The sequence below is a fragment of the Limnospira fusiformis SAG 85.79 genome (assembly GCF_012516315.1).
Lineage (GTDB): Bacteria > Cyanobacteriota > Cyanobacteriia > Cyanobacteriales > Microcoleaceae > Limnospira > Limnospira fusiformis.
Window position 1 is genome coordinate 428,519 of sequence record NZ_CP051185.1, and the last position, 19,216, is coordinate 447,734.

A 19,216-nucleotide genomic window follows, 5' to 3' on the forward strand; every position below is an offset into this window, starting at 1 on the left:
AAATAGAATGAGCGACTTAATTGTTAAAATTCCCGATTCTTTGTACAAACAAGTGGCAGAATTGGGAGAACGAGAAAGTATCTCTCTGAACCAAATGGTTGCGATCGCCTTTTCGGCTCAAGTTTCCCCTTGGATGACTCAAGATTATGTCGTGGAGCCAGCAAAACGGGGGAATTGGGAACAATTTAAACAGGTTTTGAGCAAGGTTCCCTTAGTTCCGCCGGAGGAAGTAGTTGTCAGATTTCTGAAGTGGCGATCGCAGATTTACCCTTCCTCTGATCAAATAGTACCACCTCTTCAAATGGTCGTATTTTACAAGATTTTCCTCAACTCAGCGCCCAAGATTTAGTCAATGCTTGGAACTATTCCCAGGCTAGAGGAAATGGAAGCGGCAATTCAAAGAAATGAGGATGATTGAAATAGGGTGCGTCTTGATGCCGATGAAAATTTCCCTCTTCCAATTGTCGAATTCCTGCGTTTAGCCGTTCACCATGTCCACCCAGCGATCGCGATTCTATGCCTGGATGGATCACAATCACTTTCAAGCTGATATAATACTCAATAAACTAAAAATGGAGATCCGCCATGAGCCTTGTTCAGACCATTGTGGAAAAATTGGAAAATTTACCTCCTGAAAAACAGCAGGAAGTGCTTAATTTCGTAGAATTGTTACACTTACAAATTGCACCCGATACAGATCTCTCTCAAGAAGATGAAACTGCCGAATCAGTTCTCACTAAAGCGGCACAATTTATTGGCTGTGTGGAAGGACCAGCGGATCTCTCAACAAACAAAAATTATCTTGAGGGATACGGCAGGTCATGAGACGGGGAATCATCATCGATACGGGGCCATTGGTTGCGTTACTTAATAAACGCGATAGTTGGCATGAGTGGGTAAAACAGGAAGTGGCTCAAGTTAAACCGCCTTTATTGACTTGTGAATCGGTAATTTCAGAGGCTTGTTTTCTTTTAAAAAACCTACATAACGGTCAAGAGTCAGTTATTTATTTACTAAATAACGGCACGATTCAAATCTCTTTTCGCTTGAATGAAGAAGCCGCTTCCATACAAGAACTGTCGAGGCGCTACCAGTCGGTGCCGATGTCCCTTGCAGATGCCTGTATCGTTAGGATGGCTGAGTTATATCCTCAAAGTATGGTGTTAACCCTCGACAGCGATTTTACGATTTACCGCAAAAACCGAAATCAAGAAATTCCTCTCATTATGCCTCCCAGCTAAGTAGGTCGGCGGAATTAACCCGAAGTTGAGCAACCGGCATAACCCTGGCAGCAAAAGGGTTTTAGGCAAAACGAATCTGGAAATATTTTCGCCTACCTACTTAGTCCTGACTTTGTTTAGGGAGTGTTCGCTGGAAAGTTCCTCTTATATTTCTCTTGATCTACAGAGCGTATTCAGGGGGTTAAATTTCAGGGTGATGGCAGATGCTTTAAACCTTTCCCTTCTATCTCGACCACCTCTCTCTCTGCCAAGCAACGATTTGATTGGAGGTTCGATATGCCTAGAATTACCATTGATGTCCCCGATGAACTTTCGGGACAACTGACACAAATAAGCGAGATTCAGCCCAACTATAGAACCCAGTCTATCGATACTGATATCAATGCTGAACTCCATCAGTTTAAATTGTGGCGATCGCTCCCTTTATGGAAAAAAGCAGAGATAGTCAGCGGTTGGACAAACGGGGTTTGGCAAATGTCTCTCATGGCGATTCAAAACCACTTCTCCAGAGATAATTCAAGACACAATCCGAGCGCCAGACAAAGTAGAGTCTAGGGGAGGAGAAAAATACATCGCTCAAAAAAGATTAAATGAGACTTTAGTTCTCAGAGTCGTTTACAGAGAATATGCCGATCGCATTTTAGTCATTACCCACTACCCAGGAAGGAGGTCGCGATATGAAACGGATTCGATATAGTCCAGATGTGGATGCTTTGCTGATTGAACTATCAGAGGAACCCATTGCCTATGCTGAAGATGAAGGCTCCCTAATTCTTCACTATTCTTCCAGTGGAGAGGTAGTGACAATCGAGGTTTTAGATGTCAAAGAATTTATGGCTAAAAACTCCACTGCTGAAGTGAGTTGTGAAAATTGACCTTTAGCTTGACGTTCCCACTTTAAATGCGTTAGTTAAACCTAACCATTTCCCATACATTGTACCACCAAATTACCAAATTGGCAGAAAGAGACAATATCTCCCTTGACCAATGGGTGGCGATCGCCTTTTCGGCTCAAGTTTCCCCTTGGATGACTCAAGATTATGTCGTGGAGCCAGCAAAACGGGGGAATTGGGAACAATTTAAACAGGTTTTGAGCAAGGTTCCCTTAGTTCCGCCGGAGGAAGTAGTTGTCAGATTTCTGAAGTGGCGATCGCTACACTGTCAACTAGAAATGCGATCGCAGCTTTCCCGAATCCCCAATTGCTATAATCGACAGGGTAAGCCCATCTAATTCGGTATTAAATTTAATTGACAAAAAAGTTAGCTTACAGTATGTGGAAATGAAACGGGCGGGAATGAGTGATGAGTACATGATGCTTACCCTCAAATCCTGCTGTCACGCCTGATTGATATCTGCTTACCCTCCTCCGTCCCCCTATGATTGTCAGATGACCACCTATATCTACCATATTACCCATCTTAAAAATTTACCCTCTATTTTGCGTTCTGAGGGCCTCCTTGCTAACAATCACTTAAAATCTCAGCCGATCAATTATGTAGATATTGCTCACGAAACCATCCAGAATAAACGCGCTCAAATTAATATTCCTTGTTCCAGGGGCGGCACTCTTCATGATTACGTTCCTTGGTATTTTGCGCCTCGTTCTCCGATGCTTTACGCCATATCCAGAGGCAACGTTCAAGGATATGAACAGGGGCAAAGTCCGGTGATTCACTTAGTGGCAACAGCGGAGGATATCGCAGCAGCAAGTCTTCCTTTTGCATTTACGGACGGTCACGCAATTGTTAGGTATTCAGAATTTTATGACAATCTCGACTCTCTCAATGCGATTGATTGGGAGATTATGAATGCAGGGTATTGGGCAGATACCCTGGAGGATGGAGACCGAAAGCGCCGCAGACAAGCCGAATTCTTGGTTTATGAGTTCTTCCCTTGGACACTCGTGCGAGAAATCGGGGTGATAGATGCCGGAAGAAAAGCCGAGGTTGAAGAAATATTACAAAACTTTACGATTTCGACACCTGTAAAGGTTTTTCGGGAATGGTACTATTAAAATTAAGGCATTGACCAAAAGAGCAACTCCCGGCAATGATTCACTTTAAGCAAGGCAACCTATTGACAGAAAAGGCTGATGCCCTGGTGAACACCGTTAACTGTGTCGGTGTCATGGGGAAGGGGATTGCTTTGCAATTTAAGCAGGCGTTCCCGGAAAATTTCCGAGCCTATAAAACAGCTTGTGATGCTAAGAGAATCCATCCGGGGCAGATGTTTGTAGTTGCTACGGATAAGCTATTCCCCAAATACATCATTAATTTCCCCACTAAGCGCCACTGGAAGGGAAAATCTAAAATAGAAGATATCAAAGCGGGATTAATTGCACTGGTTGAGGAAGTCAAACGGTTAGAAATTACCTCGATCGCAATTCCTCCTCTGGGATGCGGAAATGGGGGCTTAGATTGGGCGGCAGTTAAGCCTCTCATCGTTCAATCTTTTGCGGAAGTTCCCGATATTGAGGTGATGATTTTTGAACCGACTGGCGCACCGGTGGCGGACCAAATACCGGTGGCTACCTCTACCCCTAAAATGACCATCGGGCGTGCTTTATTGATTCGCTTGCTGGAATTGTACGGGATTCCTGGGTATCGCTTAACTAAGCTGGAAATTCAAAAACTCGCCTATTTTTTGCAAGTAGCTGGCGAACCGTTAAGACTGCGCTACGTCAAACATCAATTCGGACCTTATGCAGACAATCTTAATCATGTTTTGCAAAAGATTGAAGGTCATTACATTCGCGGATATGGCGATCGCACTGAAACTTCGGCAATGTATGTCTTAGAAAAGGGTCGTGACGCTGCCGATCGCTTTTTATCAGCACATCCCGATACGGGCGCGCGCCGGCAACGAGTCAGCGATTTAATTGAAGGATTTGAGACCCCTTACGGGCTGGAAATGTTGGCAACCCTTCACTGGGTGGCCACGGAAGATCCGCAAGCTGCCATCGATTGCGATCGCGCTATTGAAAAAGTACAGGAATGGAGCGATCGCAAGCGCCATCTATTTAAACCTAACCATCTGCGAATAGCTTGGGAACGCCTTCACACTCAGAACTGGTTTAATATCAATAGCGATGCCGAAACCCCATAATGTTCATGACCCCAAAAAAATGAGCCAAGGATAAGTATTGATCGCCGAATACGGCAGGTCATCAGACGGCGAATTATCAATGCTATGACTTGGATGCCAAAACCTGAAAATTATTTTCATCTTTTCACCTCTAAGTGTTAGCCTTTCAGCTAAAATAGCAGAAAACTGAGTTAAGACAAAATGCAACTTCAGGATTACTTTGACATTCTCTCCTCTGATGAAATTCGCATCAAAGGCTCCCGAATCGGTATTGAAACGATTCTCTATGAGTACATCTATCGCCGTTGCACGGCTGAGGAAATCGCGAAAACTTATCCTTCGCTGACTCTAGAGCAAGTTTATGCCACAATTCTGTACTATCTTCACCATCGAGACATCGTAAGCAATTACATGGGTAACTGGTTGGAATATTGCCTAAAATCTGAGCGCGAACAGGATAATAATCCTCCGCCGCCTGTGGTCAGACTCTTAAATTTAAAAGCAGAAGGAGGGATAAAAAAGCCAGTTTTCCATGAACATTAAATACTTAATTGATGAAAACTTACAGCTTGTTCACCAGTCGCTTAATACATTGCCCTCACCCTAAATCCCTCTCCCTCTGTGGGAGAGGGACTTTGAGAGGTGATCAGATGATTTCTGAACAGGCTGTACCTCCTCTCTATCAAGAGCAAATTTTACGTCGTACCCGGGATTTAACCGTTTGGATGGTGGGAGACCCAGGAATTCCACCCAGAGGGACTCAAGATCCAGAAATATTGTTGTGGTGCGAACTCAACAAGTTTGTTCTGGTGACGAACAATCGCCGGTCAATGCCAGTACATTTGGCGGAACATCTAACCTAAGGTCACCACATACCGGGAATTTTTGTTTTGCGTCCAAAAGCAGAAGTTGGGGTCGTTATTCAAGAGTTGATTTTTATTGCGATCGCAGCAGAGGAAAATGAATTTCAAGACCTAATCATTCACATCCCACTGAAGTAATCTCAAACCTTTGATATCTGATGACTGACTCTCCCCCTATCTATCTCGACTACCACGCCACGACGACCGTTGACCCCAGAGTGGCTGAGAAAATCCTGCATTATATGACGGTAGAATTTGGGAATGCTAACAGTATAGACCATATTTATGGCGATCGCGAAACTCTTACTCAGGATGAGTTGTTACAAAAAAGCGATCGCACCCGGCAGTTTTCCGTTAAGGTGAAGTTATCCCCTCTGCCAAGCAACGATTTGATTGGAGGTTCGATATGCCTAGAATTACCATTGAAGTCCCAGATGAACTTTCAGGACAGTTAACACAAATGGGCGATCGCCTGCCCGAACTTCTGGTCCAATTTCTCCAACAACCGGCACTCCCGGTCCATATTTATCGCTATATCCTCAATTTTCTCGCCAGCGCACCCACTCCCGAAGAAATTGCCGCCTTTAAACCCACACCTGAAATGCAGGAACGCTTACAAACGTTGCTATCTCGTAGCAAAACGGGGCAACTGACACCCGCCGAACAGCAAGAATTGGATGAGTACGAACAAATCGAACATCTAATTATTATGCTGAAAGCTGGCAATCTTCATTATTTAAACCGGGTAAATGAGTGAAAACTATATCAGCGCATCACTTCGCCGTTTCGTTGAAGAACGAGCCAATTATCGCTGTGAATATTGCTTGCTTCCAGCAAATGTTGCATTTTTTTCTCACGAAATCGACCATATTATCGCCCAAAAACACGGCGGTATCACCGAGGCGAATAACCTGGCTTTGACCTGCTGGCGTTGCAATCGCCACAAAGGTAGCGATCTGGGTTCTTTCGATCCAGAAACGGGAGAATTCAGTTTTCTATTCAATCCTAGAACCCAGGAGTGGATAGAACACTTTACTCGGGAACAATTGACAATTTTGGGGGTGACTCCAGAAGGACGCACGACGGTTAAACTGCTTCAAATGAATACCCAGGATCGGCTGACCGAAAGACGGCGATTGTATAATAGTTCAGACTTGATTTGATAGATATTCAATGACTGACTCTTATCCCATCTATCTCGACTACCATGCTACCACTCCAGTTGACCCCAGAGTGGCTGAGAAAATCCTGCATTATATGACGGTAGAATTTGGGAATGCTAACAGTATAGACCATATTTATGGCGATCGCACCCAAAAAGCTGTATCCCAAGCGGCGCGACAAGTGGCGGAATTAGTCGGTGCTTCCCCAAGAGAAATCATCTTTACTTCTGGCGCTACTGAAAGCATTAATTTGGCTATTCAAGGTAGCATCATTAATCATCAATCCCCATATTTGCCGAGAATTGCCGTCTCTCCCGTGGAACATCCAGCCGTTTTAGATACCGGTCAGGCTTTAGTTAAACAAGGGTTAATTGATATCACTTATTTGTCCGTTGATAAACAGGGTCAAATCGACTTGGAATCCGTGGATAAGGTGTGCCGGGATCGGGTTTCTCTGTTATGTCTGATGGCTGCTAATAACGAAATTGGGACGATTTATCCCATAGCAGAAATTGGCAAAATTGCCCAAACTCACCAGGTCGCTTTTTTGTGCGATGGCTCCCAAGCTGTGGGTAAAATACCTATCAATTTTGAGGAATGGGGAATCACTTATTTGGCGATTTCTGGTCATAAACTCTACGGACCAAAAGGAGTCGGTGCGTTGGTGGCTAGAAAAGGTTATCCACTCAAGCCGATGATGTTTGGCGGCGGACATCAAGGAGGAATGAGGTCTGGTACTCTCAACGTGCCGGGAATTGTGGGGTTGGGAGAAGCCTGTCGCCTGCGAGGTTTGGAAATGGCAGAAGATGAGGCAAGAATTGCTAATTTGCGCGATAAATTACAGGATTTACTACTTGAAAAAATACCCGGTTTGGTGGTTAATGGAGATATTAATCATCGCTTATCGGGAAATCTGCATATTTCGATTCCAGATGTTCCGAATAGTGCGATTATAGCACGAGTGCGCGATCGCCTGGCGATTTCTACGGGGGCGGCTTGTTCCTCTGGAGTGGAAGCACCATCCCATGTTTTGCGGGCGATCGCTTTATCCCCAAATGCCATGGAAGGAGCCTTGCGAATTGGTATTGGCAAATTTACCACCGAGTCGGAAATTCATCGCGCCGCCGAGATTTTAGCGGGTGCTATTGGTACTATCCGCCAGTTGATGGAAGCCTAGGGCGATCGCCTAATTCCCTCAACTACGCCACACTCACCCAGGGGCTATTTTGCCTCAAATATCCTGTGCTATTATCCACTAATAAATCACGTCAACCATGAAAAAACTAGGCTACAATCCTGATATATTGGCGGGTTATAACCTAGTCAATTCCTAATAGTAATATTAGGGTCATTACTGTTCGATGGTTTCAGCAAAATTATGATTATGATAACACCAAGCTAAAATAGTCCCGGCGGCGAACAGTTTTAAGGATTCCAGACTTAAATAGCCAAAGTGTAGTTGGTTCATCCCCTCTGGAGTCGATTCAACAGGGTTAAATAGATTCAAATTCACCCCTAGGGCAGTCATTTGGGGGGTGAGGCTGTAGGTGTACAGTAGAGCGATCGCCAACAAGATAGAAGATAACACCGTCAGGGTACGAATCCGATTACTGAACCCTTCAGGTAGAGTCATTCCTAACACCATCATTCCGGTTAAGGCTAAGGCGGCGAAAAGGATTTCCATATGATTAAATGCCGAGAAAACTATTCCGCCTGTGGAGGCAAAACTAGGTTCTTGCATCATCCCAGATACATACATCGCTGGCATAATTACCACATCCAAAATCAGGCTGCCACCGACCCAAAATGCCATGGTGATCAGAACCAGAGTTAGCCAGCGGGAGGGACTGTATTGAACTTTAGGTATAAATGTCATGATTAATAATACCTCGTAACTTGTCGTTTACTTATTAACCAGTGTAGCGAATTTTTGGGGAAGTGAATATGAAGTATTTTTGCGATTTGCCGTCGGCAGAGAATTGTTAAGAAGTTTGTAGTAATTTAACTAAAGGCGATCGCCTTCTATCCCCTAGCAGATGGTGATTTGCTCCCCTCTTAGGGTCATAGCCCATAGATCTAGGTAATTGTTATTAACTTTTGTTACAATTAATTCTATAATTGAAGTAACAAAGATGAAGTTGGGTAAAGGCGAGATAACGTGAAAGCAGTAATTCTACTCTCTGGTGGACTTGATTCTTCCACAGTGCTGTATCAGGCGAAAGCTGATGGCTGTGAATGCTATGCACTGTCCTTCAACTACCAGCAGCGACACCTACGAGAATTGGAGGCGGCGGCCAAAATTGCCGAGGCGGCGGGGGTAGCAGCTCATCAAGTGGTAGAGTTTGACCTCAAGCGTTGGGGAGGGTCAGCCTTGACGGATCATAACATCGATTTACCTTGCGATCGCACTTTGGCAGAAATGTCCGCAACCATCCCCATTACATACGTCCCCGCCAGAAACACCATTTTTCTGAGTTTGGCGCTGGCTTACGGGGAAACCATCGGAGCCGATCGCATTTATATTGGAGTCAATGCACTAGACTACTCAGGATATCCCGACTGTCGCCCTGATTATATCGCCGCCATGCAGTCCGTGTTCCGTCTGGGAACCAAACAAGGACGCGAAGGTAATGCTATTACCATCAACACTCCCCTAATTGACCTCAAGAAAACAGATATCATCCAATTGGGGAACAGTTTAGGGGTTCCCTGGGAATATACCTGGTCTTGCTATGGGGGAGAAGCCCAAGCCTGTGGGGTATGTGATGCTTGTCGTTTGCGTCTGGCTGCTTTTGAAGCCTTGGGGTTAACTGATCCCATTTCCTATGCTAAAAGATAACATCTAACTAACTCTCTTGTTCATAGCGCCAAACACTCCCTAACAGTTCCCTAACAGTTAATTCTATGGAAGACCAATTTTCACAATCTCCTAATTCTGATGCTTATGAGGCTCTGTGTCAAGAGGCGACTGTTCTGCATCAAAGAATTACCAATCTCAAACAACTTCTCGCAGAAACAGAACGGGAGAATCAGAAACTACGCGCGGAATTGGAGGCGAAAGAGACTGCCAAAACTGAGAACCCCACTCCCCCAAAAACTCCCGTAATTCAACCAGATAGCTTGACTATGGCTGCGACTCCTCAACAGGTTTCCAGACCCGCCGATACTAATGGCAAAAATGGTCAAGCACCCTTGAACGGGAATGGCTCAGTTAATGGTTCCCAACCCGCCACCTCTACTAGGGCTAAAAGTTCATCAACAGCCACTCTGATTAAGCCACCAGAACCTCAAATTTCCCCCGATGATGATGACTACCTCAACCAAATTCCTGATGATGTAGAAATGTCTCTGTTTGACCACCTGGAAGAATTAAGACAGCGCATTTTTTACTCCTTAATTTCTGTGGTCGTTGGGATAGTTATTTGTTTTATCGCAGTTAAACCAATTGTCCAAATTTTAAAGGTTCCCGCTCAAGGGGTAAAACTTTTACAATTGGCTCCGGGAGAGTATTTCTTTGTCTCCCTGAAAGTGGCTGGATATAGCGGTTTACTGGTGGCGAGTCCGTTTATTATTTTTCAGATTATCCAGTTCGTTTTACCAGGACTTACCCTCCGGGAACGACGATTTTTGGGTCCGGTTTTTCTGGGGTCAACTTTTCTGTTCTTAATCGGATTGGTTTTTGCTTATCTGGCTATCGTTCCGGCGGCTCTGACGTTCTTTATTAATTATGGTTCTGAGGTGGTAGAACAGCTATGGTCAATTTCTGAATACTTTGAGTTTGTCCTGAAATTGTTGTTGGTAACTGCGATCGCATTTCAAGTGCCGATTATTCAGATTTTGTTGGGGATATTAGGTATTGTCTCTTCTCAGAAAATGTTATCTATCTGGCGATATGTGGTGATGGGAGCCGCTATTATGGGGGCATTTTTAACCCCCTCTACTGACCCATTGACTCAAAGTTTGTTGGGAGGCGCTATTGTCTTCTTATACTTTGGCGGCGTGGGAGCGGTTAAACTCCTGGGAAAATAACTTTTTCAGCCGATTTTCTCGCTCCTCTGGGGGGTCTTCCGCCCAATTCCACAGGCTTTCATAGAAGAAAAAAGATACTCCCGCAAAATGGCGATCGCGTACATTTATCACCTGTTCTTCTATGATATGGGTCGCGGTGGGACGATTGTTTAAACCGCTTAAAATCCCGATGACAACCGGAATATGATGTTTGGCTAATTCGATTTCTGCTCGTTCTATTTCTCTGATAAAATGAGACATATCAGAACGATAGATTTGCGGCACTAACTGTTCAATCCAACCTTTTCTCTCCCAAGTAAACCAGTCCTGAAGATAAGCCGGAAGCGCAAAATGTAGGGGGTTCGGAGACAGGGAAATCAGACAATCTTCTTGAATCGCTTTAACTCCATAAAAGACCCTCTCCATAAACTGATTCAGTTGGTCGGCTCGCCATCTCACCCAATAGGTATCTAGGGGATTTTCTGGCGGTGATTGACCGTGTTCATCCTGAAATAGTTGGACCGTAAAGGGGTCGTAACCTAACTCAGCAGGTAAGCCAAAATGATCATCAAATTGAATGCCATCAATATCATAGTTCTTGACAATTTCAGTCACTAGATTTAAAATGAATTGTTGTACTTCGGGATGAAATGGATTTAACCACACCCACTCAGGATTTCCTCCCGGTTTCGTGAAACTACCATCTTGGGTTTGTGTTAACCAGTTCGGGTGAAGTTTGGCTAATTCTGAATCAATGGGAGCCATAAACCCAAACTCGAACCAAGGGATAACTTTTAATCCCCGTTTATGTCCTTCCCGCACCACCTCCGAGAGCATATCTCGTTTTTGTAATCCGGGGTGGGGGTCTAGGGAAATACCAAAAACCTCCTCAGCTACACGGCTAGGATATAGGGTATAACCTCCCTGCCACACGGTCGGATAAATAGTGTTAAAATTCAGATTTCGTAGGCGGTCTAAAGCCTGAGTTAAGCCGGATTTTGAAAATAAAATATCACTGTCAACATTAGTTAGCCAAACTCCCCTGATTTCCGTGACAGACCTGGCTGGAATTGGAGAAGTAGAGGAAATGGCGATCGCCACAAAAACACTAACAGCTACCACCAATGAAATCAACAGTTTCCAGAATCTATAGGGTGTTTTGCTCATCTCCGATAATGGGTAGTTGTGTCTGTGGGTGAATCACTCTTAATTATCAACGATGATCGTCAATTATTAAAATTTCGGCTGGGAATCGGTTGCCATCTTCTTGTGGTAGACTCTCGGAGAGAATATGCTATTCTGAAAAAAATGGCTCTAGCAGTATTGATCGTGAGGTAAGTTGGATGAGTGCTTTCGGGTTTGGCACAATGGCACAGGATATAAATATATCACCATTATCTGACCTTACCGATATTATTGATCAGGAATCCATACGCGAGGAAGAAGAAGACCCGGAGATCGGACTCCTTGACAATAGCGATAATGACACCCTCCCCGTTGACAATGGCGATAATGGGGACAATGGCGATAATGGGGACAATGGCGATAATGACACCCTCCCCGTTGACAATGGCGATAATGGGGACAATGGCGATAATGGGGACAATGGCGATAATGGGGACAATGGCGATAATGGAGAGGAGGAGGAGGAGGAAATCCCTTTTATCCCAGAACCCGCGCCACCAATTCCTCAACCGACACCTGCACCTTTTGAACCCACACCTCCTCCGGTTGCTCAACCGACACCGCCGCCTCCGGTTCCCATTCCTACACCACCACCCACACCCACACCCACACCCGCACCGACTCCTACACCTACACCCACACCGACACCCACACCGACTCCTACACCCACACCGACTCCTACACCTTCTCAACCCACACCGACTCCTACACCTTCTCAACCCACACCAACTCCTACCCCTTCTGAACCCACACCGACACCTTCTGAACCCACACCTTCTGAACCCACACCCACGCCGACTCTACCAAGCGCAGATCATGTGTTTGAGGGTGGCGACGGTAATAGTTTAATTTTGGGAACAGAAGGAAATGATTTGCTCTATGGTGGGGGTGGTAATAATACCCTCTATGGTTTTACCGGGAATGACACCCTGATCGGAGGTGGGGGTAATGATCTCCTATATGGGGGTCAAAATAACGATTTCTTAGATGGCGGAAATGGTAACAATACCCTCTATGGAGGTTTAAATGATGACACCCTATTGGGGGGAATTGGTCGAGATCTGCTATTTGGAGAAGCAGGTAATGATTTCTTAGATGGTGGCGATGGTAATGATACGCTCTATGGCGGCGAGGATAATGATACTTTATTGGGTGGTAATGGTAATGATCTTTTGTTTGGGAATCAGGGAAATGATAGCCTAGATGGGGGTCCGGGTGATGATACTCTCTATGGGGGTAAGGGTGATGATACTCTGTTGGGTAGCCAGGGTGATGATATACTGCTAGGAAACCAGGGAAATGATATCCTCTATGGCGGAGATGGGGATGATTGTTTATATGGGGGTCAGGGTGATGATACTCTCTATGGCGGTCGAGGTAGGGATTATTTAAGTGGCGATCGCGGTAATGATTTCCTGGTTGGTGTTGATACTAGCGCTGATTTCCCAGGACTGACAACTATTGACACCCTGGTTGGGGGAGAAGGTTTTGATACTTTTGTATTAGGCAATGAAAAAGGACCGTTTTACGATAACGGTAATGATGATATTAATGGTGTGGCTGACTATGCTTTGATTTTGAATTTTAACAGCGCTACTGATGTCATCTTACTGAGTAATGACGATTATTTATTCTCTACTGATATCCCCCAACCACTCCCACAAGGGACTGCTATTTTCCGTCGGACTCCCGGCGAAAATGAGTTGATTGCTATCTTAGAAGGGGTCGTAGATCTTCAATTTGATGGCACTAATCTTGATGATGGACCGATTAGGTTTATCTAGCCAAATAGTAGGGAGTGACTGTATGCACATAATGGCGCTTTTGTCAAGAGGGACAAAAAAAGCGATCGCTTTTTGCCTCAAAACTCGTGCATCGTGAATTTAATATTTTGCTGAGAGAATAATTTATCTGGCGATATAATCGGGGTTGTAGCCTTTATTTTTGCATAAGGACAGAGCAAGCCCTTGGTATCGATTTCTGAGATGATAGCATAACCCCTATAATCTCGTCAACTTTTTGCGAGGGATTTTCAATAAAAATGTATTAATTCTTAACGTTCTTTGGAAATTCAAATCGATGGGGCTGCATAAATTAGTAAAGTTTATGTGATGGTAGGTAGGTTTTGGGGGGGAATGGATTGTCGATGAAAAAAAAGGCTATCCTGAAAGTGGATAGCCTGTGAATGAAGGAAAAATGGGGTTAAAAAGGAGGCTTAGGCGATCGCAGCCATTTTGACATCGCTAGAAGCTAATAACTCCTGCAACTCCTCAGAATCAACGGTTTCTTTCTCAATGAGCATTTCTGCCAAACTATCGAGAACAGGGCGATTTTCTTCGAGGACTTGACGAGCGCGTTTATAAGCCTCATCAACCAAAGCGCGGACTTCTTCATCAATAGCGGATGCGGTTTCCTCGGAGAAATCACGCTCGGACATAATATCGCGACCGAGGAAAACATTACCCTGCTGACGACCGAGAGCTACCGGACCAAGGCGATCGCTCATACCAAAGCGGGTAATCATTTGACGGGCTACCCGTGTAACCTGCTGAAGGTCATTAGAAGCACCTGTAGTCACTTCTTCCTCACCAAAGACAATCTCTTCGGCTAAACGACCACCGAGGGCTACAGCCATTTGATTTTGCAGGTAAGAACGACTATATAAACCAGAGTCCATGCGATCTTCACTAGGCATAAACCAGGTTAATCCCCCAGCGCGACCACGAGGAATAATACTGATTTTCTGAACTGGGTCATAGTCAGGCATCAACGCGCCAACTAAGGCGTGACCAGCTTCGTGGTAAGCCACTAGGGTTTTGCGTTTTTCGCTCATCACCCGATCTTTCTTCTCAGGACCTGCTAAGACGCGATCAATAGCATCATTAACCTCATCCATAGAGATTTCGGTGAGGTTGCGGCGGGCGGCTAAAATGGCTGCCTCGTTTAACAGGTTAGATAAATCAGCCCCAGTAAAACCAGGAGTCCGACGGGCAATTTTATCGAGATCTACATCTTTACCAAGGGTTTTACCTCTGGCGTGGACTTGCAGAATTTCGGAGCGACCAGAATAGTCGGGGCGATCGACTACTACTTGGCGATCGAACCTTCCCGGACGCATTAGGGCTGCATCTAGTACATCAGGACGGTTAGTAGCAGCAATAATAATAATGCCTGTATTGCCTTCAAACCCATCCATTTCGGTCAGTAACTGGTTAAGGGTTTGTTCCCGTTCATCGTTACCACCGCCAAGACCTGCACCCCGTTGGCGACCAACTGCATCAATTTCATCAATAAATACAATACAGGGAGCGTTGGCTTTGGCTTGCTCGAATAAGTCCCGGACGCGGGAAGCACCCACACCGACAAACATCTCCACGAATTCTGAACCGGAAATGCTGAAGAAGGGAACTCCGGCTTCCCCGGCTACGGCTTTGGCGAGGAGGGTTTTTCCGGTTCCCGGAGGTCCTACCAATAGCACGCCTTTGGGAATTTTCGCACCAATGGCGGTGAAGCGATCGGCGTTTTTGAGGAAGTCTACTACTTCGCTCAGTTCCAGTTTGGCTTGCTCAATACCTGCTACATCTCCAAAGGTAACTTGGGTTTGGGGTTCCATTTGGACTCTGGCTTTGGATTTACCAAAGTTCATGGCTTGGCTACCTGGTCCGTTTTGAGCGCGACGTAATAGGAAGAACAAGCCCACTAGGAGCAAAATCGGGAAGAACAGGCTACTTAATGCTCTGAACCAAAGTCCTTCCTCGGTTTGGGGTTGTACCGCAATGTCAACATTGTTTTCACTCAGAATGTTGATCAGGTCTGGATCATTGGGTAGATTTACTAGGATTTTGGAGCCATCCTGGGCTGTAACTAGGGCTTTAGTGCGATCGGCACTAATACTCACTCGTTCAACCCGGTTCTGTTGGACTTCCTGGACAAAGGTACTATATTTCCAGGTTTCCCTGCTTTGGGGTTGTTTGTCAAACAATGTCGTTGCTAAGGCGATGACGACAATAGCCAGCATTGCATATAAGACCGCGTTTCTCCACCGTTTATTCACGGGGGTCTATCCTCCTACTGATTTTTTGTCGATCCCAGATTCTCTGGTATCTTTGATATTATGTTTACCAATCTTAACGTATTTTTCAGAAATACGGGGTCTGGGAACAGATTACCTATATTCGACTGATACATTTACGCGACATTTATCCGGCTATTGCCTGACAATGCGACGATAGCACTATTACCCGTTAAGGTAACAGAGGCGGTATCCCGCAAAGCTTTTAGAAAGATTCCAAAAGCACCGTTCCAGTCCCTGGGTAGAGTGAACCCACACTCAGGACATCGGAACACTTTTGAGCCACCTAGCTGGGAATGCACATGACCACAGTGAGTACAGGTTTTGCTGGTGTATTCTTCGGTCACATCTACAACTGTGGTTCCAGTTATTTCCCCTTGATGTCTCAGGGTTAGTTTGAATCGATAATGCGCCCATGTCAGCATGGCGCGGGCAGTCTTAGACCTGATTAGACGCTTCACCTTGGCAACCATATTGGAAGTCTCGAAGGTGGGCAAAAAAATCCGGCTGTGTTATGGGATGGCCAGGGATGCGACCCAATCAACCAAGGGGTGGAAGTCCCACTAGGAGGCTATTTCGGGCATTGCATCCCTATTTCACTCCTAAACGTCTCGCACCCATACTTGGTATTGTACTGTATTGCCGTCAAATGTTAACCTAATTTGAGATGAAATCATGCTCTTATTGACCTGTACAGTTGGACTCGCATTGCTGAACTCATGGGGAATTTTGCTAATCTAACAGCCAGTTCTGAGGTTTTGGGACTTAATGAGCAGGCGGGAACTTGTCTGGCTTGTGGACGTTTCTCTGAGGCGATCGCAGCTTGTCATCAGGCCATCAAAACCCAGCCCCACCATTTTGGAGCTTATCATATCCTCGGTCAAGTGTTGCAAGCCCAGCATAAAAACTCGGCGGCGGTTAGGGCCTATCGTATCGCCCTAGAACTTAATCCTGATTGTACTAAGGCTCAACAGGGTTTATCACAAATTCTGTCTGGGGAGGATTTATGGTTTCCTCCAGGAGATTATGTCTCCTCTGGGTTGAGGAAAATTAAATGCGATCGCTATTTTCCTAATTTAGTGGTTGATAACATTAGTTCTAAGTGGCAATATCACCGCCGAGAAATTCCCCACAATCGCTACGTTGATCAACAATTCCCTACGGTGGGATTTATTACTAGAGATGAAGCCCATATTCTATATAATACCGCTTTACAATTTGCTGGTAAACCCGCTTTGGAAATTGGTTGTTGGTTGGGTTGGTCAACCTGTCATCTCGCTTTAGGCGGGGTGATTCTCGATGTCATTGATCCGGGTCTGGCTAATCCCGTTTTTGCTAGTCGCGTGGGTTCTGCTTTACAGGCGGCGGGAGTGACAGAAAGGGTTGAGTTAATTGCGGGTTACAGTCCCGCTAAGGTGGCGGAAATTGCTAGGAGTTGTCATCGTCGCTGGTCTCTCATTTTTATTGATGGGAATCATGAAGCACCCGGACCGTTTTTAGATGCTCAAATTTGTGAACAGGTGGCGGCGGATGATGCTTTGATTTTGTTTCATGATTTGGTTTCTCCTGATGTGTTTGCTGGGTGGAATTATTTTCGCGATCGCGGTTGGAATGTGGCAATTTATCAAACTAAGCAAATAATGGGGGTAGCTTGGCGGGGGAAAGTTAAACCTATTGCTCATCAGCCAGATCCGTCTGTTAGCTGGACTCTTCCCAGTCATTTACAATGGCAATGGATTTTAAATCATGATTCAGATTCAGTTAAAAATGATGGCTATTACTATCCAATTATTGATAAGTTAGTGGCGGATAATCCGGGACAAATGACGGTGGCAGAATATCGCTACATTGCTGATATTATTAATCACCAGTCTCCGGGAAATTTGCTAATTTTTGGTGTGGGTAAAGATAGCGGTTTATGGATGGATATTAACCGCCACGGTAAAACGGTATTTTTGGAGGATAGCCAAGGGTGGTTAACTCAGGTTAAAAATACCTATGCTGATTTAGAAGCCTATCATATAGATTACCAAACTCGGCGACAAAATTGGGCGGAATTGTTGATGAAATTTGAACAGGGGGAGGATTGTTTATCCTTGGATTTACCTAATTGGATTTATGATATATCCTGGGATTGGATTTTAGTTGATGGTCCGGCGGGGTATACACCGGAAACACCGGGGAGGATGAAAAGTATCTATCTGGCTTCTCAATTGGCTATAAAATATGGTGATACTGATGTATTTGTCCATGATTGCGATCGGCCTGTGGAAATTGCCTATACTAGCTATTTCTTTCCCAAAAATATTTTTATAAAACAAATCAATAAACTCAACCACTATAAACTATAAATGTTGAGTGAAAAGTTGATAATTATTAATGAGAATCATCAAGACAAAAAATATAGAGACGAATAGCTATGGGACAGAGGGTGTTGTAGTTCACCCAGTTCGGGTAACACCGACAAAATTAAGGTGTGTCATATTTGACTATATTTTTATGAACTATTATGATGTTGAGCCTCGACATCTGACTTAATATATAGTGACTCATGAGGAATCTTGCCCATCTCGATATCGATCGCCCTCCGACAGCTGTGGCGGTTTCACAACTCAACGCCCGGGCCAAGGCGGATCTGGCCGCGGGAAAATTAGAATCGGCGATCGCAATTTGTCACGAAGCGATCAAGTTGCAGCCTGACTGTTTCCAGACCTATTGCATCCTGGGGGGGGTGTTGCAAGCTGGAAATCAGACAGAAAAGGCGATTCGGGCTTACGAACAAGCCCTAGAACTGCAACCCCAGGCGATCGAGGTCTATCTCAGTTTAGAAGAATTGTATCGCCAGCAAGGGCATCGCGATCGAAGCGATCGCTGTCGCCAGCAAATTCGGGAACTGGAAACCCGCCGTCACCTGATCGACGGCGCGACGCAACCCAATTTGAATTATTTGGAGACATCGGGATGGGTTCAGTCTCTCAAACTTCTCGAACCTGTCAACGGGGCGCGACAGCCGATTCCCTGGTATAATTATCCGGCTATCGAGTTTGTCGAAAATCATTTGAAACCGAATTTTAATGTGTTTGAATATGGCAGCGGATACTCGACCCAATGGTATGCAGAACGGGTGGCGCGGGTGATCGCGGTGGAAAGCGATCCGAGTTGGTACGAAAAGTTGCGCGATCGGTTGACGGCGAACACCTCGATTGTCTTAATCGAAGATGAGGAGAAATATGCGGCTAAAATATTGGATTATCCTGACTGTAGCTTTGATATTGTAGTCGTGGACGGCATCAACCGCAATCAGTGCGCGATGCACAGCATTTCTAAATTGAAACCGACGGGATTTATTATTTTTGACAATACCGATCGGTACATCTACGATCGGGGCATCAAATATCTGATGAATGGCGGGTTCAAGCGGATCGATTTTTTCGGACTCGTCCCCACTCAAACTTATAAAACCTGCACGTCAATTTTCTTTCGAGATGACAGCTTTTTAAAAAATGCCCCGCTGCCCAGCGCCCGAAGCTCCTGTTTGGGAATTTCTTTGGGATATGCTGAAGCTCACAATCGCCAATATGATTCAATGTAATTATTGT

The 19,216-nt window shown here is 45.1% G+C and carries 22 protein-coding genes and 1 pseudogene; 19 read left to right on the forward strand and 4 right to left on the reverse strand.

Annotated features, from left to right (window positions below):
- The first annotated feature begins 7 nt into the window (after positions 1-7).
- The 14 genes from HFV01_RS02180 (at position 8) to HFV01_RS02245 (ending at position 7,529) form a co-directional block, all read left to right on the forward strand.
- The gene (locus tag HFV01_RS02180; protein WP_187758636.1) at positions 8-349 is read left to right on the forward strand and encodes a hypothetical protein; all 342 of its coding nucleotides are present in this window, start codon (positions 8-10) and stop codon (positions 347-349) included.
- A 236-nt stretch (positions 350-585) separates the two neighbouring features.
- On the forward strand, positions 586-825 hold the full coding sequence (locus HFV01_RS02185; RefSeq protein ID WP_006670690.1) for a DUF2281 domain-containing protein: 240 nt from the start codon (positions 586-588) through the stop codon (positions 823-825).
- The gene (locus tag HFV01_RS02190; RefSeq protein ID WP_006623471.1) at positions 822-1,241 is read left to right on the forward strand and encodes a type II toxin-antitoxin system VapC family toxin; all 420 of its coding nucleotides are present in this window, start codon (positions 822-824) and stop codon (positions 1,239-1,241) included. The genes HFV01_RS02185 and HFV01_RS02190 overlap by 4 nt, the downstream gene beginning before the upstream one ends.
- Before the next feature lie 276 nt (positions 1,242-1,517).
- Entirely contained in the window at positions 1,518-1,796 is a 279-nt protein-coding gene (locus tag HFV01_RS02195; protein ID WP_006623473.1) for a hypothetical protein, read from the forward strand.
- Positions 1,797-1,918: 122 nt separating this feature from the next.
- Positions 1,919-2,116 (forward strand): DUF2283 domain-containing protein, encoded by a 198-nt coding sequence (locus tag HFV01_RS02200; RefSeq protein ID WP_006623474.1) that lies wholly within the window; start codon positions 1,919-1,921, stop codon positions 2,114-2,116.
- Positions 2,117-2,196: 80 nt separating this feature from the next.
- Positions 2,197-2,472: a hypothetical protein gene (locus HFV01_RS02205; RefSeq protein WP_228116406.1), complete on the forward strand. Its 276-nt coding sequence runs from the start codon at positions 2,197-2,199 to the stop codon at positions 2,470-2,472.
- A gap of 157 nt (positions 2,473-2,629) precedes the next feature.
- Positions 2,630-3,256, forward strand: a complete 627-nt coding sequence (darT, locus tag HFV01_RS02210) for a type II toxin-antitoxin system toxin DNA ADP-ribosyl transferase DarT (RefSeq protein WP_006670689.1) — start codon at positions 2,630-2,632, stop codon at positions 3,254-3,256.
- Positions 3,257-3,291: 35 nt separating this feature from the next.
- Positions 3,292-4,347 carry a type II toxin-antitoxin system antitoxin DNA ADP-ribosyl glycohydrolase DarG gene (gene darG / locus HFV01_RS02215; RefSeq protein ID WP_006670688.1) on the forward strand — a complete coding sequence of 352 codons (1,056 nt, stop codon included), beginning with the start codon at positions 3,292-3,294 and terminating at the stop codon, positions 4,345-4,347.
- 180 nt (positions 4,348-4,527) lie between these two features.
- The gene (locus HFV01_RS02220) at positions 4,528-4,869 is read left to right on the forward strand and encodes a DUF433 domain-containing protein (RefSeq protein WP_006623478.1); all 342 of its coding nucleotides are present in this window, start codon (positions 4,528-4,530) and stop codon (positions 4,867-4,869) included.
- 107 nt (positions 4,870-4,976) lie between these two features.
- A complete protein-coding gene (locus HFV01_RS02225; protein ID WP_006623479.1) occupies positions 4,977-5,189 on the forward strand; it encodes a DUF5615 family PIN-like protein in 213 nt (70 codons plus the stop codon).
- Between the two features lie 158 nt (positions 5,190-5,347).
- The gene (locus HFV01_RS31920) at positions 5,348-5,644 is read left to right on the forward strand and encodes a hypothetical protein (RefSeq protein WP_006623481.1); all 297 of its coding nucleotides are present in this window, start codon (positions 5,348-5,350) and stop codon (positions 5,642-5,644) included.
- Complete coding sequence (locus HFV01_RS02235; protein ID WP_006623482.1) at positions 5,596-5,946, forward strand: hypothetical protein; 351 nt, start codon at positions 5,596-5,598, stop codon at positions 5,944-5,946. The genes HFV01_RS31920 and HFV01_RS02235 overlap by 49 nt, the downstream gene beginning before the upstream one ends.
- Positions 5,939-6,352 (forward strand): HNH endonuclease, encoded by a 414-nt coding sequence (locus HFV01_RS02240; protein ID WP_006623483.1) that lies wholly within the window; start codon positions 5,939-5,941, stop codon positions 6,350-6,352. Before HFV01_RS02235 ends, HFV01_RS02240 begins: the two co-directional genes overlap by 8 nt.
- A 10-nt stretch (positions 6,353-6,362) precedes the next feature.
- Positions 6,363-7,529: a cysteine desulfurase family protein gene (locus HFV01_RS02245; protein ID WP_193520796.1), complete on the forward strand. Its 1,167-nt coding sequence runs from the start codon at positions 6,363-6,365 to the stop codon at positions 7,527-7,529.
- A gap of 174 nt (positions 7,530-7,703) precedes the next feature.
- On the opposite strand, the gene HFV01_RS02250 is transcribed toward HFV01_RS02245, so the two are convergent.
- Positions 7,704-8,228, reverse strand: a complete 525-nt coding sequence (locus tag HFV01_RS02250) for a DUF4149 domain-containing protein (protein ID WP_006623485.1) — start codon at positions 8,226-8,228, stop codon at positions 7,704-7,706.
- Positions 8,229-8,510: 282 nt separating this feature from the next.
- Between HFV01_RS02250 and queC the strand changes: the two genes are divergently transcribed.
- Positions 8,511-9,191, forward strand: a complete 681-nt coding sequence (gene queC / locus HFV01_RS02255) for a 7-cyano-7-deazaguanine synthase QueC (protein WP_006623486.1) — start codon at positions 8,511-8,513, stop codon at positions 9,189-9,191.
- A gap of 428 nt (positions 9,192-9,619) precedes the next feature.
- Positions 9,620-10,381, forward strand: coding sequence for a twin-arginine translocase subunit TatC (tatC, locus tag HFV01_RS02260; RefSeq protein ID WP_396442691.1), 762 nt, complete (start codon positions 9,620-9,622; stop codon positions 10,379-10,381).
- Here the strand turns inward: tatC and HFV01_RS02265 are convergent.
- Positions 10,337-11,527, reverse strand: a complete 1,191-nt coding sequence (locus HFV01_RS02265; protein ID WP_006669337.1) for a glycoside hydrolase family 10-like protein — start codon at positions 11,525-11,527, stop codon at positions 10,337-10,339. The two genes, tatC and HFV01_RS02265, sit on opposite strands and share 45 nt — an antisense overlap.
- A 176-nt stretch (positions 11,528-11,703) precedes the next feature.
- On the opposite strand from HFV01_RS02265, the gene HFV01_RS02270 reads away from it, so the two are divergent.
- Entirely contained in the window at positions 11,704-13,329 is a 1,626-nt protein-coding gene (locus tag HFV01_RS02270) for a calcium-binding protein (protein WP_006623489.1), read from the forward strand.
- 431 nt (positions 13,330-13,760) lie between these two features.
- On the opposite strand, the gene ftsH3 is transcribed toward HFV01_RS02270, so the two are convergent.
- Together ftsH3 and HFV01_RS02280 are read right to left on the reverse strand one after the other, a co-directional pair.
- Positions 13,761-15,563, reverse strand: coding sequence for an ATP-dependent zinc metalloprotease FtsH3 (ftsH3, locus tag HFV01_RS02275; RefSeq protein ID WP_006623490.1), 1,803 nt, complete (start codon positions 15,561-15,563; stop codon positions 13,761-13,763).
- A 170-nt stretch (positions 15,564-15,733) separates the two neighbouring features.
- Positions 15,734-16,129, reverse strand: a pseudogene (locus HFV01_RS02280) (zinc ribbon domain-containing protein); the annotation flags it as partial.
- 207 nt (positions 16,130-16,336) lie between these two features.
- Here HFV01_RS02280 and HFV01_RS02285 point away from each other — a divergent pair.
- Positions 16,337-17,968 carry a class I SAM-dependent methyltransferase gene (locus HFV01_RS02285; protein WP_006669334.1) on the forward strand — a complete coding sequence of 544 codons (1,632 nt, stop codon included), beginning with the start codon at positions 16,337-16,339 and terminating at the stop codon, positions 17,966-17,968.
- 200 nt (positions 17,969-18,168) lie between these two features.
- Entirely contained in the window at positions 18,169-19,209 is a 1,041-nt protein-coding gene (locus HFV01_RS02290; RefSeq protein ID WP_006669333.1) for an O-methyltransferase, read from the forward strand.
- Positions 19,210-19,216: the final 7 nt, after the last annotated feature.